This window comes from Burkholderia sp. HI2714, from assembly GCF_002223085.1.
In the GTDB taxonomy this organism is placed as follows: domain Bacteria; phylum Pseudomonadota; class Gammaproteobacteria; order Burkholderiales; family Burkholderiaceae; genus Burkholderia; species Burkholderia lata_D.
Genome location: NZ_NKFM01000015.1, coordinates 1 through 13936 on the forward strand (window position 1 = coordinate 1; position 13936 = coordinate 13936).

The 13936-nt window shown below is 68.7% G+C and carries 9 protein-coding genes; 4 read left to right on the forward strand and 5 right to left on the reverse strand.

Features of this window, described 5'->3' with window-relative positions:
• The first annotated feature begins 281 nt into the window (after positions 1 to 281).
• The gene (locus tag CFB82_RS04470) at positions 282 to 2117 is read left to right on the forward strand and encodes a S10 family peptidase (protein WP_089430682.1); all 1836 of its coding nucleotides are present in this window, start codon (positions 282 to 284) and stop codon (positions 2115 to 2117) included.
• Positions 2118 to 2274: 157 nt separating this feature from the next.
• Here CFB82_RS04470 and CFB82_RS04475 read toward each other — a convergent pair whose 3' ends face one another.
• From CFB82_RS04475 to CFB82_RS04495, 5 genes are all read right to left on the reverse strand, one after another.
• Positions 2275 to 3063, reverse strand: a complete 789-nt coding sequence (locus CFB82_RS04475; RefSeq protein WP_069247280.1) for a sulfite exporter TauE/SafE family protein — start codon at positions 3061 to 3063, stop codon at positions 2275 to 2277.
• Positions 3064 to 3404: 341 nt separating this feature from the next.
• Positions 3405 to 4844 carry a DHA2 family efflux MFS transporter permease subunit gene (locus CFB82_RS04480; RefSeq protein ID WP_089445038.1) on the reverse strand — a complete coding sequence of 480 codons (1440 nt, stop codon included), beginning with the start codon at positions 4842 to 4844 and terminating at the stop codon, positions 3405 to 3407.
• 139 nt (positions 4845 to 4983) lie between these two features.
• Positions 4984 to 5715, reverse strand: coding sequence for a DsbA family oxidoreductase (locus tag CFB82_RS04485; RefSeq protein ID WP_069247282.1), 732 nt, complete (start codon positions 5713 to 5715; stop codon positions 4984 to 4986).
• Between the two features lie 207 nt (positions 5716 to 5922).
• The gene (locus CFB82_RS04490) at positions 5923 to 6717 is read right to left on the reverse strand and encodes a helix-turn-helix transcriptional regulator (RefSeq protein WP_069247283.1); all 795 of its coding nucleotides are present in this window, start codon (positions 6715 to 6717) and stop codon (positions 5923 to 5925) included.
• Positions 6714 to 7676 (reverse strand): ornithine cyclodeaminase family protein, encoded by a 963-nt coding sequence (locus CFB82_RS04495; RefSeq protein WP_069247284.1) that lies wholly within the window; start codon positions 7674 to 7676, stop codon positions 6714 to 6716. The genes CFB82_RS04490 and CFB82_RS04495 overlap by 4 nt, the downstream gene beginning before the upstream one ends.
• Positions 7677 to 8055: 379 nt before the next feature.
• On the opposite strand from CFB82_RS04495, the gene CFB82_RS04500 reads away from it, so the two are divergent.
• The 3 genes from CFB82_RS04500 to CFB82_RS04515 all read left to right on the forward strand — a co-directional run bounded on the left by CFB82_RS04500 (position 8056) and on the right by CFB82_RS04515 (position 13858).
• Entirely contained in the window at positions 8056 to 8835 is a 780-nt protein-coding gene (locus tag CFB82_RS04500; protein ID WP_069247285.1) for an ABC transporter substrate-binding protein, read from the forward strand.
• A gap of 73 nt (positions 8836 to 8908) precedes the next feature.
• Positions 8909 to 10153: an NAD(P)/FAD-dependent oxidoreductase gene (locus tag CFB82_RS04505; protein WP_069247286.1), complete on the forward strand. Its 1245-nt coding sequence runs from the start codon at positions 8909 to 8911 to the stop codon at positions 10151 to 10153.
• Positions 10154 to 10636: 483 nt separating this feature from the next.
• Entirely contained in the window at positions 10637 to 13858 is a 3222-nt protein-coding gene (locus tag CFB82_RS04515) for a beta strand repeat-containing protein (RefSeq protein WP_089483539.1), read from the forward strand.
• Positions 13859 to 13936 lie beyond the last annotated feature (78 nt).

Below are 13936 nucleotides of genomic sequence, written 5' to 3' on the forward strand. Positions count from 1 at the left end.
TACAGCCCGGAGCTCAATCGCATCGAGAAACTGTGGCACAAGATGAAATATGAGTGGCTGGCCTTCAAGGCGCGTGACATCCAAACCCTTGAAGAAGACGTCGATACGGTCCTTCAAGGATTCGGATCAAATTATAGATTTACTTTCTGTTGAGAGCTTATTCACCGAGCCGGTAAAAAACTCGGAGTGCGTCGCATAACGAATGCATTCCCGGTGCGGAGCGCCGGCGCAAATGATCCTTTGCGACCGGCGGTATTTATCGTTCTGTTCGAGAGGCAATAATGACGACACGGAAGTCCTTGAAAGACGGTTTCGCGCTATTCGGAACGACACTGAGCGTGCCGCTCGCAGCGGCCGCGGCCGCTGCGCTGCTCGTCACGGGGTGCGGCGGCGACGACGGGTCGAGTCCGGCCGCTTCGGCCGCCGCCGCCGCCGCGACGTCGGCCGGCGCCAGCACGTCGGCCAACACCACCGCAACGGCCGCCGCGGCCGACCAGCCGTACGTCGACAACGACGTGTACGGCACCGGGCCGAACGACGCGGTCACGGATTCCACGGAAGGGGCGGCCGTCGTGCACCGTACGGTCACGATCGGCGGCAAGACCATCAAATACACGGCCACCACGGGCCACCTGACGACGATCGATCCGGTCACGTCGGCGCCGAACGCGAAGATGTTCTACGTCGCGTACACGCAGGACAATCCGGACCCGTCGAAGCCGCGCCCGGTCACGTTCTTCTACAACGGCGGCCCCGGCTCGTCGTCGGTCTACCTGCTGCTCGGCTCGTACGGGCCGAAGCGCCTGCAGTCGTCGTTCCCGAACTTCACGCCGCCCGCGCCGTACAAGCTGCTCGACAACCCGGACAGCCTGCTCGACCGTACCGACCTCGTGTTCATCAACCCGGTCGGCACCGGTTACTCGGCGGCGATCGCCCCGGCGAAGAACAAGGACTTCTGGGGCACCGACCAGGACGCCCGCTCGATCGATCGCTTCATCCAGCGCTACCTGACCAAGTATTCGCGCTGGAATTCGCCGAAGTTCCTGTACGGCGAGTCGTACGGCACCGCGCGCAGCGCGGTCGTGTCGTGGGTGCTGCATGAGGACGGCATCGACCTGAACGGGATCACGCTGCAGTCGTCGATCCTCGACTACGCGAACGCGCTGTCCGCGCCGGGCACGTTCCCGACGCTCGCCGCCGATGCGTTCTACTGGAAGAAGACGACGCTCAACCCGACGCCGACCGACCTCGACGCGTACATGGTCCAGGCCCGCAACTACGCGGACAACACGCTCGCGCCGCTCGCGCAGAAGCCGAACCCGCAGGACGGCGGCTTCGTGAACGTGCGCCTGAACCTGAACCTGCAGACCGCGCAGCAGATGGGCGCGTACATCGGCACGGATCCGACGTCGCTGATCCAGACGTTCGGCAACCCGGCCGCGCTCGGCAACGTGCCGTCGTCGAACGACAACCCGCCGTACACGTTCTTCCTGACGCTCGTGCCGGGTACGCAGATCGGCCAGTACGACGGTCGCGCGAACTTCACGGGCAAGGGCATCGCGCCGTACATCCTGCCGAACTCGGGCAGTAACGATCCGTCGATCACGAACGTGGGCGGTGCGTACACGGTGCTGTGGAACAGCTACATCAACACCGACCTCAAGTACACGTCGACGTCGTCGTTCGTGGACCTGAACGACCAGGTCTTCAACAACTGGGACTTCAGCCACACCGACCCGACCGGCGCGAACAAGGGCGGCGGCAATACGCTGTACACGGCGGGCGACCTGGCGTCGACGATGAGCGTGAACCCGGACCTGAAGGTGCTGTCGGCCAACGGCTATTTCGACGCCGTCACGCCGTTCCACCAGACGGAGCTGACGCTCGCGCAGATGCCGCTCGACCCGACGCTCAAGGCGCAGAACCTGACGATCAAGAACTACCCGTCGGGCCACATGATCTACCTGAACGACGCGTCGCGGACCGCGCTGAAGGGCGATCTCGCCAACTTCTACGACGGCATCCTGGCCAACCGCACCGCGCTGCAGCGCGTGCTGAAGCTGCAGATGCGCACGCAGCAGCTCAAGCAGCAGAAGTTGCAGCAGCAGGGGCAGTAAGCGGCGAGGGCGGCTTGCGCCGCCCCGGATGGACGACAGCCCGATCGGCGCAGGCCGGTCGGGCTGTTTTTATTTGGGGAGGGCGAGGGGCCGGCGCGTCGTGCGCCGACAGAGAAATGGCGTCAAACCGTCGAGGACAGGGCGTTCGCGCCGCGTGTTACGCGAGCACGAGCCGGATGCCGACCGCGACGAGCGTCGAGGCGAGCAGGTTGCGCAACAGCCGTTCGGGCGCGCGCGCCGACAGCAGGCTGCCGATCACGATGCCGGGCAGCGAGCCGAGCAGCAGCGACAGCAGCATCGACCAGTCGACCGAGCCGAGCAGCCAGTGGCCCATGCCCGCGACGAGCGTGAGCGGCACCGCGTGCGCGATGTCGGAGCCGACGATGCGGGTCGTCGCGAGCATCGGATACAGCAGCAGGAGCACGGTCACGCCGATCGCGCCCGCACCGACCGACGTCATCGACACGAGCACGCCGAGCACGGCGCCCGTCAGCACGGTCGACCACAGCGTGCGCGCGGGGCTCGGCGCGAGCGGGTTGCGTGCGGCGAACGCGGTGAGCTGCGGCCGGAAGATCAGCGCGAGCGACGTGAGCAGCAGCGCGATGCCGAGCACGAGCTGGATCATCCGCGCGGTGCCCGGCGTGTTCATCCCGTGCGTATGCAGCCACCACAGCGTGACGGCCGCGGCCGGGACGCTGCCCGCCGCGAGCCGGCCCGTGATGCGCCAGTCGATCGAGCCTTTCAGGCCGTGGACGAGCGTGCCGGTGGCCTTGGTCGCGGCCGCGTACAGCAGGTCGGTGCCGACCGCCGTTGCGGGGTGGACGCCGAACAGCAGCACGAGGATCGGCGTCATCAACGAACCACCGCCAACGCCCGTCAGGCCGACGAGGATGCCGACGAACAGGCCGGACAACGAGTACAGCAGATCGATATGGGGAAGCGACATCGGAAGCAGACGGTTATGCGGCGACGGTTATGCAATGTTCGGCGGCGGCGCGTGGCCGCTGCGCGCGCATCAAAGTCCGCCATTGTCGCAAATGTGGCGCGTCGATGTACGACTGCGTTAAAAATCGAAGGGGAAAGCCCGTGGGGCGGGCATCCGGCTGGAAGTAAAACGGGCGTTTGAGTGGCGTGGGGGCGTGGTGGCCGTCCTCCTCGCGGCTGATCGGCCTGAAACGTCCGGTGAAGCGAGAGCGGGTGCCAGGCCTGGCACGTATAAAAAAGGGCGCGACAGTGCGCGCCCTGGTTCGATGGCGGCGGTGGACACCACCAGCCACCAGCCACCGGTCAGTGCATCGCGGGGCCGACGCCTTCGACCGCACCCTGCTGCCGGATGCGCAGCGCGAGGCCGATCAGCGCGGCGACGGCGGCGAATGCCGCGCCGAACGCGAAGGCCGCATGGTAGCCGCCGTTCAGCGCGTCGAGCGGCGCGGCATTCGCTGCCGCGAGCGCGTCGGCGCGGGCAGCCGCGAGGCTCGCGAGCACGGCGAGGCCGAGCGCGCCGCCCATCATGAACGCGGTGTTGACGATCCCCGACGCGAGCCCGGAATCGGCCGGATCGACGTCGCTCATCGCGGCGAGCAGCACCGGATTGAACGCGACGCCCGCGCCGATGCCGAGCAGCGTCATGCCGGGCAGCACGTGCCAGACGAAGCCGCCGTCCACCGGCGCACGCGAGAACAGTGCGAGGCCGCAGGCCGCGATCAGCAGGCCGGCCGCGATCGGGCCGCGGATGCCGAAGCGCATCACGATCCGCGCGGACAGCCCGAGCGAGAACGCGGCCATGATCAGGTTCGCCGGCAGGAAGGCGAGACCGACCTGCAGCGGCCCGTAGCCAAGCACGCGCTGCATGTACAGCGCGGACAGGAAGAACCACGCGAACATCGCGGCCGCCCACAGCACGGCGATCACGTTCGCGAGCGAGACGTTGCGCGAGGCGAACAGCGAGAGCGGCATCAGTGGATGCGCGGCGCGCGCCTCGATCGCGATGAACAGCGCGAGCAGCGCGGCGGCCGCGCCGATCAGCGCGACGGTCTGCGTCGACAGCCAGCCGGCCTCGTTGCCGCCGACGATCCCGTAGACGGCCAGCATCAACGACGCGGTCACGGTGATCGCACCCGCGACGTCGAGCCGCGCGTTGCCAGCCGGCGCGCGCAGGCGCGGCAGCAGCGCGGCGCACATCGCATAGACCGCGATGCCGATCGGCAGGTTGACGAGGAAGATCCAGTGCCACGACAGCGAGCTCGTCAGCAGCCCGCCGAGCAGCACGCCGATGCTGCCGCCGCCCGCGCAGACGAAGCCGTACACGCCCATCGCGCGGGCGCGTTCGCCGGGCTCGGTAAAGAGATTCATGATCAGCGACAGCGCGACGGCCGATACGACCGCGCCGCCGATTCCCTGCACCGCGCGCGCGGCGATCAGCATCGCCTGCGATTGCGCGAGGCCGCACGCGAGCGATGCGAGCGTGAAGACGACGAGGCCCGCGAGGAACATGCGCCGCTGGCCGTACAGGTCGCCGAGCCGCCCGCCGAGCAGCAGGCAGCCGCCGAACGTCAGCAGGTACGCGTTGACGACCCACACGAGGGCCGTCTCGGTGAAATGGAGGTCGGTGCTGATCGACGGCAGGGCAACGTTCACGATCGTGCTGTCGAGCACGATCATCAGCACGCCGAGGCAGAGAACGATCAGCGCGTACCAGCGCTTCTCGCCGTGAATCCCGTGGGTCATGGGCTTGCCGCCTTCTGATCGTTATTTGAACGGCTGCATTGTAGACCCCCTCGGCGCGGGCTTCCTGCCGGTTTGTGGCAGCAGCGATGCGTAGTCGCGCGTCCGGGCGGGACGCGCGTGACGATGGACGCGACGGGCGTTACGAGCGCGCCGGCAGTTCGCAGCCGTCGGGGCCGCACGCGGCTGCGTCGCCGCCATCGAGTTCGACGATGCCGTCGCGCCATGCCTGGTCGAGCGCCTGCGCGAACGCGTCGGCCGGTTGCGCGCCCGATACCGCGTAACGGCCGCCGAACACGAACAACGGCACGCCACGGCCGCCGATCTGCGCGGCGCGGGCGGCATCGGCGTCGACTTCGGCGTGGTACTGGTCGCTGCGCAGCACGGCTTCGACGGCCGAGCGCTCGAGCCCCGCTTCGACCGCGAATTCGGTCAGCTCGGCGTGATCGAACAGCGAGCCGTGCTCGCAGAAATACGCGCGGTACAGCCGCTCGGTCAGCACGTGTGCGCGGCCCGTCGCTTCCGCGAGCTTCACGAGCCGGTGGCCGTCGAGCGTATCGCCGACGAGCGTGCCGGGCAGGTCGTAGCGCAGCCCGACGCTCGCGGCCGCATCGGTCACCTGGCGCAGCATCTGGTCGACCTGCGCGGGCGACATCCGGTACTTGCCGGCGAGCATCGCCTCGACCGGCTCGACGGGCTGGCCGGGCATCAGCCGGTACGCACGCAGCGCGACGTCGACGCGGTCGGCGTGCGCGAACGCGGCGAGCGCCTCGTCGAAGCGGCGCTTGCCGATCCAGCACCACGGGCAGATCAGGTCGGACCAGATTTCGACGGTCAGGGTCGGGCGGGCAGTCGGGGCGGGAGCGGTCGTCATGGGCGGTTCCGGGCAGCAAAAAAAGTGTAACCGGGACTATATCATTTTGTTCTTCGACGCTTCGTGTTGGCCGGGCGGCCATGCGGTCATATGAAACGGGCGCCCGGCGTATCACGAAGCATAGACACGGAAGCGGCGTCCCGATAGCGAATGCCGATGCCCGGCCGTCGCCGTGTGCTGCGGCGAACCGGCCCGAAAGGGGAGCGCTTACGCGTCGCCCTGCGTTTCCTTCAGGTGCTTGAGGTGCTTGTAGACCGTCGCGCGGCCCATCCCGAGCACGTTCGCGACGTAGTTCGCCGCGCTCTTGCCGCGGAACGCGCCCTCCGCGTAAAGCGCTTCGACGAGCTCGCGCCGGTGCTCGCGCGTGAGCCCGTTCAGCCCGACCTGCCGCTCGCGCAGCCAGCCGTGCAGGAACGTGTTGATGCGCTCCTGCCAGTCGTCGCGGAACAGCTCGTCCGGCTGCGCGACGACGCCCGCGCCCTTGATGAACAGGTCGAGCGTCGCGCGCACCTCGTCGAACACCGCGATGTTGAAGTTGATGCACATCATCCCGGCCGGGCGGCCTTCGTCGTCGAACAGCACGTTGCTGACGCAGCGCATTCGCCGGCCGTCCCAGTTCAGCTTCTCGTACGGGCCGATCACGCGCTCGCGTGCGGAATGATCGATTTCCTCGAGCGCGGAATCGTCGCCGACCTCGCGCTTCGACAGGTTGTTCGCGAGATACAGCACGGTCTGGTCGTGCAGGTCGTGGATCACGACTTCCGCGTACGGGAAGAACAGCGCGGCGATGCCGTCGGCGATCGGCGCATAGCGGGTGAGCAGCAGGTCTTTGACGGGGGATTTCTTCTTGCGCATCGGGTTCGCCATCTCGGGTGGGCGGGGGCCGGGCAGCGCATCGGGCCGGCGTGCCGGCGCACCGTTGGCCGGCATGCCCGTGCGCCCGCGCGCGGCCGCCGCGGCGGTTGCGCCATTGTATCGGCCCCGCGCGCGCGTGCCGCTCATGCGCGCGTCAGGTGCGTGTACAGCGCGTGCGCGATCGCAATGTCCTCGAGGCCGAGGCCGATCGAGCGGAAGAACGCGTGACGGGCGTACGACGGTGCCGGGCAGGTGCCGGCGACGAGCGCGGGCAGGTCGCCGGCGATCCGCGCGGCGTCCCAGCCGTGCTCGGCCGCCGCGATCTGCATCTCGCCGGCGCTCGCGGGCGTCGTGTGCCGGTAGTCGCAGTACACGTCCATGTCGGGCAGCCAGGCCGGCGGGATCTCGTGCGCGTGTGCGACGTTCGTGCTGATCGACGTGACGAGCGCGGGGCGCGTGAGCATCCCGTCGCCGAGCACGGGCGTGCCCGACGACGTGCACAGCATCACGACGTCCGCGTCGCGCACGCAGGCTTCGACGCTCGCCGCGGCACGCGCACGCGGATCGAGCTGCGCGAGCGCCGCATGCTGCGCCGCGTCGCCGGCGAGCGAGGGCGAGTACACGCGGATCGTCTCCCAGTCGCGCAAGCCTGCCGTGTGCCGCAGGTGCGCGAGGCCGACCGCGCCCGCGCCGACGATCGCGAGATGGCGCGCGTCGCGCGGCGCGAGGCAGTCGACCGCGAGCGCGGTCGTGCCGGCCGTGCGCTCGACGGTGAGCCGCCCCGCGTCGCACCACATCAGCGGCTGGCCCGTGCGCATCGACATCAGCGCGGTCCACGCGGTGACGATGGGCTTGCCGCCCGTCACGACATACGGCGACAGCTTCGCGCCGAACACCTGCGCGTCGGCGAGCGCGCCGAGATACGTGATGAAGTCGCCTGCCTGATCGGGAAACAGCGTGAGCGTCTGCGGCGGCTGCACCGCGCGCGCCGCGGCGAGCGACGCGAACATGCTGCGCAGCGTGCCGAGCACGTCGAGCGACGGCAGGGCCGCGCGCACCGCGGCTTCGTCGACGGTCAGCGGCAGGGACGGGGCGGTTTGCGTCATGGGGACATCTCCGGTCGGGGCCGGACAGGACAGTCTCGATCGACGGTGTCCGGCAATGTTCGTGATGGACGAAAAGTCTAATATAGACAAACAAAATCGGGAGAATTTTTCTTTTCGAGACTTCGTGTCTTCGCTTGGCTCGAAAAAAACACCGGTAAATCAACGGCATTTCTGGTGGGTGGTGATTTTTTGATGTCGCGTATCGGGGCACGATTCTCGTATCCCCTATAGTCTATAGTAGACTTTGAGTCTATATTTCGCGTGCAGGACACGATGCGCCGCCGTGTGGCGGCCGCCTGCTTCGAATGCCGATCCGGCGTCCGGCCGGCACCGTCGTGCACCGATCTTCATCGCCTCAATCCAGAACGGAAGGACCGTCATGAACTGGAAGCTCTCCCTTTGCGCCGCCGCGGCGCTTGCCTGCGCGGCCGTCACGGCCCATGCGGAACAGACCACGTTGCGCTTCGGGATCGAAGCCGCCTATCCGCCGTTCGAGAGCAAGACGCCGGCCGGCCAGCTGCATGGCTTCGACGTCGACATCGGCAACGCGGTGTGCGCGAAGCTGAACATGAAATGCGTGTGGGTCGAGAATGCGTTCGACGGCCTGATCCCGGCGCTGCAGGCGCGCAAGTTCGACGCGATCAACTCGGCGATGAACATCACGTCGAAGCGCCGGCAGAGCATCGATTTCACGCCGGCGATCTACGTGGTGCCGATCGTGATGATCGCGAAGCACGGCTCGCCGCTGCGGCCCGACGTCGCGAGCCTGCGCGGCAAGCACGTCGGCGTGCTGCAGGGCTCGTCCCAGGAGGATTTCCTGAAGGCGCACTGGGCCAACGCGGGCGTGGCCGTCGTGTCGTACCAGGATCAGGACCAGATCTATGCCGATCTCGTCGCGGGTCGCCTCGACGCGGCCGTGCAGGAAGCACAGACCGCGCAGGACGGTTTCCTCGACAAGCCGGCCGGCCGCGACTACCAGATCGTCGGCGAGCCGCTGAAGGATCCGGCGACGCTCGGTGAAGGCACGGGCTTCGGGATGCGCAAGAACGACAAGGCGCTGCAGGCGAAGATCGTCGGTGCGCTCGACGCGCTGAAGAAGGACGGCACGCTCAGCGCGCTGTCGCAGAAGTACTTCAAGCGCGACATCGTCTCGAAGTAATCGTAATGACCGCCGTGCGCCGGCCGCCGCGCCGGCGCGTGTCGCATCGAATCTCGACGCAGTACGGGGAACCATGGATTTCGACGTCATCGTTCTGGGGGCCGGCATCGTCGGCGTGTCGTCGGCGCTGCATCTGCAGGATCGCGGGCTGCGCGTCGCGCTCGTCGACCGGCGCGCGCCCGGCGAGGAAACGAGCCACGGCAATGCGGGGCTGATCGAGCGCTCGTCGGTCGTGCCGTACGCGTTTCCGCGCCGGCTCGGCACGCTGCTGCGCTATGCGCGCAACCGCTCGGTCGATCTCTACTGGGACTACCGCGCGCTGCCCGCGTATGCGGGCTGGCTCGCGCGCTTCTGGCGCGAATCGTCGCCGCAGCGGCTGGCGGCCGCCGCGCGCGACCTGTTGCCGCTCGTCGCGGCGAGCGTGGTCGAGCACGACGCGCTGCTCGCGCGCACCGATGCGCAGCCGCTCGTGCACGACGGCGGGTGGATCGAGGCGTTCCGTTCGCCCACGCTGTTCGATGCGGAAACGCGCGCGCAGCAGCGCGTGGCCGACGCGCACGGGTTGCGGATGACCGTGCTCGACGCACATGCGTTGCGCGCACGCGAGCCCGGTATCGGCGACGCGTTCTGCGGCGCATTCCACTGGCAGGACCCGAAGACCGTGTCGAGCCCGGGCGGGTTGACCAAAGCCTACGCGCGGCTGTTCGAGCGCGACGGCGGCACGTTCGCGCTCGGCAATGCCCGGACGCTCGTGCAGGTGGATGGCGGCTGGCAGGTCGGTACCGAACACGGGCCGATCTCGGCCCGCTCGGCCGTGGTGGCGCTCGGGCCGTGGTCCGATCACGTCTTCGAGCCGCTCGGCTACCGGATTCCGCTGCGCGCGAAGCGCGGCTATCACATGCATTACCGGCCGACGCGCGCGCCGTTGAACGTGCCGGTGTGCGATACCGAGGCAGGTTTCGTCGTCGCGCCGATGGAAGGCGGCCGCCTGCGGCTCACGACCGGCGTCGAGATCGCGCTGCGCGGCGCACCGCCGACCGGCGTGCAGCTCGCGCGCGCCGAGCCGCTGGCGCGCGACGCGTTCGGCATCGGCGACCGGCTCGATCCCGAGCCGTGGCTCGGGATGCGGCCGTGCACGCCCGACATGCGCCCGGTGATCGGGCCCGCGCCGCGCCATCGCCACCTGTGGTTCGCGTTCGGCCATTGCCATCACGGGCTCACGCTCGGCCCCGCAAGCGGACGCCTGCTCGCCGAAATGATGACGGGCGCGCCGACCTATATCGATCCGCATCCGTACCGGCCCGCGCGCTTCGGCTGATCCGGCGGCGCGTGCTGCGTCGCGCGCGCCGGCCTTCACAATGTTTCAATCTGCTATCCGAATTATCGGAAATCACGCAATCGGAAATGATCTGCGTAATCGGCAAGAAAGATAATCGCGAAATAAAGAAAATCAGCAAATCGGCGATTTATCAATGCATTTTCATATTGCTGAAATGCGTAATGGGCACCCGCTCGTGACGGTGAGGCACACCATCGCAGCGGGTGTTCCGGTGTTACGCGGAATGTACCGGAACACGTTACCACGGGGCGCGCAAACGTTACGTTACATCCGCGTTCCGTCGGCCTTTTTCATCAGATGATTGCGGCGCCAAGGCCGTGAATTTTGTCTGAAATCGATTAAAAAGCGTTATTGCCCGTCAATAGGCAGACGAATTGATCCTGTTTTTCGAATTGGCACACTTCGTGCAATCCGTCCCCATGCTTTATCAACGTTGTGCCAACCGAGATGGGGAAAATAAAGATGAGACACAATTTTAAATTGACGGGTGTGGCGCTGTCGGTCGCGACGGTGTTCGGGGTACTGGCTTCGGGTTCCGCGATGGCGGGGGCCCTTGATGCGCTGCCGATTCCGCAAGTGATCGTCAACCCGCCGACGAACAGCGTGTCGGTCGGGTTGGTCGCGACGGGTACGTCGCCGCTGGGCTCGGTCACCGTGGCGGCAGGCGGGGCGGGCGCGATCCAGACGTCGCTGGGCGATCCCGGCCAGGTACTGTCGGGCGCCGTGGGGGCGGTGACGGGCGCACTCGGCGGTGGCGGCGGCACGGTACAGCCGCTCGCGCCGGTCCAGGGTGTGCTGAATCAGGTAACGGGTGCGTTGGGCGGCGGCAACCCGGCGGGTGCGTTGACCGGTGCGCTGAATACGGCGACGGGGACGCTGAGCAATGCGGTTGGCACGGTAACGGGGGCACTGGGTAATGTCGGCGGCGGGTCGAACCCGCTGGCACCGGTTCAGGGTGTCGTCAATCAAGTGACGGGTGCGGTCGGTGGCGGCAACCCGGCTGGCGCACTGACTGGCGCGATCGGTACGGTCACGGGCGCACTGGGCGGCGTCGGCGGTGGTTCGAACCCGCTGGCGCCGGTTCAAGGTGTCGTCAATCAAGTAACGGGTGCGCTCGGTGGCGGCAACCCGGCTGGCGCGTTGACCGGTGCACTTGGTACGGTGACGGGAGCACTGGGTGGCATCGGCGGTGGTTCGAACCCGCTGGCGCCGGTGCAAGGCGTCGTCAATCAAGTAACGGGCGCGCTCGGTGGCGGCGACCCGGCAGGCGCACTGACTGGCGCGATCGGCACGGTCACGGGCGCACTGGGCGGTGTCGGTGGCGGCTCGAATCCGCTGGCGCCGGTGCAAGGCGTCGTCAATCAAGTAACGGGCGCGCTCGGTGGCGGCGACCCGGCAGGCGCACTGACTGGCGCACTCGGCACGGTCACGGGCGCACTGGGTGGTAGCGGCGGCGGCTCGAATCCGCTGGCGCCGGTGCAAGGCGTCGTCAATCAAGTGACGGGCGCGCTCGGCAGCGGCAATCCGGCTGGCGCACTGACCGGTGCACTCGGCACGGTCACGGGTGCATTGGGCGGTATCGGCGGCGGCTCGAATCCGCTGGCGCCGGTACAGGGCGTCGTCAATCAGGTAACGGGCGCGCTCGGTAGCGGCAACCCGGCAGGTGCATTGACCGGCGCACTCGGCACGGTGACCGGCGCGCTGGGTAATGTCGGCGGCGGTTCGTACCCGCTGGGGGCGGTTCAAGGTGTCGTCAATCAAGTGACGACGGCGCTCAATAACGGCAACCCGGCCAGTGCGTTGACGGGTGCACTCGGTACGGTGGCCGGTGAACTGGGTGCCGGCAATCCGGCAGGCACGTTGACCGGCGCGCTCGGCAACGTGACGGGGGCACTGGGTGCTCTGGGCTCGATCGGCGGCGGCTCGAACCCGCTGGCGCCGGTACAAGGCGTCGTGAACCAGGTCACAGGCGCGCTCGGCAGCGGTAATCCGGCAGGCGCACTGACCGGCACACTCGGCACGGTGACGGGCGCATTGGGCGGCATCGGCGGCGGCTCGAACCCGCTGGCGCCGGTACAAGGCGTCGTGAACCAGGTCACGGGCGCGCTCGGCAGCGGTAATCCGGCAGGCGCACTGACCGGCGCCCTCGGCACGGTAACGGGCGCATTGGGCGGCATCGGTGGCGGCTCAAACCCGCTGGCGCCGGTACAAGGCGTCGTGAACCAGGTCACGGGCGCGCTCGGCAGCGGCAACCCGGCTGGCGCACTGACCGGCGCACTCGGCACGGTGACGGGGGCATTGGGCGGCATCGGCGGCGGCTCGAATCCGCTGGCGCCGGTACAAGGCGTCGTGAACCAGGTCACGGGCGCGCTCGGCAGCGGCAACCCGGCTGGCGCACTGACCGGCGCACTCGGCACGGTGACGGGGGCATTGGGCGGCATCGGTGGCGGCTCGAACCCGCTGGCGCCGGTACAAGGCGTCGTGAACCAGGTAACGGGTACGCTCGGCAGCGGCAATCCGGCAGGCGCACTGACCGGCGCACTCGGCACGGTGACGGGCGCACTGGGCGGCATCGGCGGCGGCTCGAACCCGCTGGCGCCGATCCAGAGCGTCGTCGACCAGGTCACGGGTACGCTCGGCAGCGGCAACCCGGCCGGCGCACTGAGCAACGCGGTCAACACGATCACGGGCACGCTCGGCAACGTCGGCGGCGCGGGAAGCCCGCTGGCGCCGGTGCAGGGCGTCGTCACGCAGCTCGCCGGCACGCTCGGCGACGCGGGAGGCCCGCTGGCGCCGGTGCAAGGCGTCGTGAACCAGGTCGTCGGCACGCTGTCCGGCGCGGGTGGCGGTAGCCCGATCACGCCGATCACGAACCTCGTCAACGGTCTGCAGAACGCGCTGCCGACGGGCGGCAACGCAGCCGGCGCGCTGACCGGCGCACTGGGCTCGGTGACGGGCGCACTCGGCAACCTGGGCGGCTCGAACCCGCTGGCGCCGGTGCAGGGCGTCGTGAACCAGGTCGTCGGCACGCTCGGCAGCAGCAACGCGGTCGGCACGGCCACGAACGCACTGGGTAATGCGGTCGGCTCCGTCGTGGGCGCACTCGGCAACCTCGGCGGCTCGAGCCCGCTGGCGCCGGTACAGGGCGTCGTGAACCAGGTGGTCGGCACGCTCGGCAACCTCGGCGGCTCGAACCCGCTGGCGCCGGTGCAAGGTGTCGTGAACCAGGTCGTCGGCACGCTGTCGGGCGCGGCAGGCAGCAACCCGATCGCCCCGATCACGAACCTCGTGAGCGGCCTGACGGGCGGCAGCAACCCGGCCGGCGCACTGACCGGTGCGCTCGGTTCGGTGTCGGGCGCACTCGCGAACGGTCCGGTGGCCCTCGGGCAGGCGGCCGGCGCGCTGTCGGGCGCGGCCGGTTCGACGGCAGCGGCGGGCGGCAGCCTGCTCGGCTCGGGCGCGAACGCGGCCGGCGGCACGGCGGGCGCAGTCGGCTCGCTGCTGACGACGGGCGCCAACGCGACGGCGACGGTCGTCAACGCGGTCGGTACGACGGTGGGCACGGCGCTCGGCTCCGCGCCGGGCCTGTCGGTCACGCCGCACTCGGGCAACAGCGCGCCGGGCAACCCGCTCGCGCCGGTGTCGTCGCTGCTCCAGTCGCTGACGGGCGCACTGCCGAAGTAACCGGCCGCGCACGCACGGCGGAGCCAGGATCGGCCGCCGTGCGCAACGGGCCGCACGACACGGCATGACAGCGATGTC

Coding starts and splice junctions, on each gene's coding strand:
- CFB82_RS04500 (WP_069247285.1), top strand. CDS start 8,056: ATGAACTGGAAGCTCTCCCTTTGCGCCGCCGCGGCGCTTGCCTGCGCG.
- CFB82_RS04505 (WP_069247286.1), top strand. CDS start 8,909: ATGGATTTCGACGTCATCGTTCTGGGGGCCGGCATCGTCGGCGTGTCG.
- CFB82_RS04515 (WP_089483539.1), top strand. CDS start 10,637: ATGAGACACAATTTTAAATTGACGGGTGTGGCGCTGTCGGTCGCGACG.
- CFB82_RS04485 (WP_069247282.1), bottom strand. CDS start 5,715: ATGACGACCGCTCCCGCCCCGACTGCCCGCCCGACCCTGACCGTCGAA.
- CFB82_RS04495 (WP_069247284.1), bottom strand. CDS start 7,676: ATGACGCAAACCGCCCCGTCCCTGCCGCTGACCGTCGACGAAGCCGCG.
- CFB82_RS04480 (WP_089445038.1), bottom strand. CDS start 4,844: ATGACCCACGGGATTCACGGCGAGAAGCGCTGGTACGCGCTGATCGTT.
- CFB82_RS04470 (WP_089430682.1), top strand. CDS start 282: ATGACGACACGGAAGTCCTTGAAAGACGGTTTCGCGCTATTCGGAACG.
- CFB82_RS04490 (WP_069247283.1), bottom strand. CDS start 6,717: ATGAGCGGCACGCGCGCGCGGGGCCGATACAATGGCGCAACCGCCGCG.
- CFB82_RS04475 (WP_069247280.1), bottom strand. CDS start 3,063: ATGTCGCTTCCCCATATCGATCTGCTGTACTCGTTGTCCGGCCTGTTC.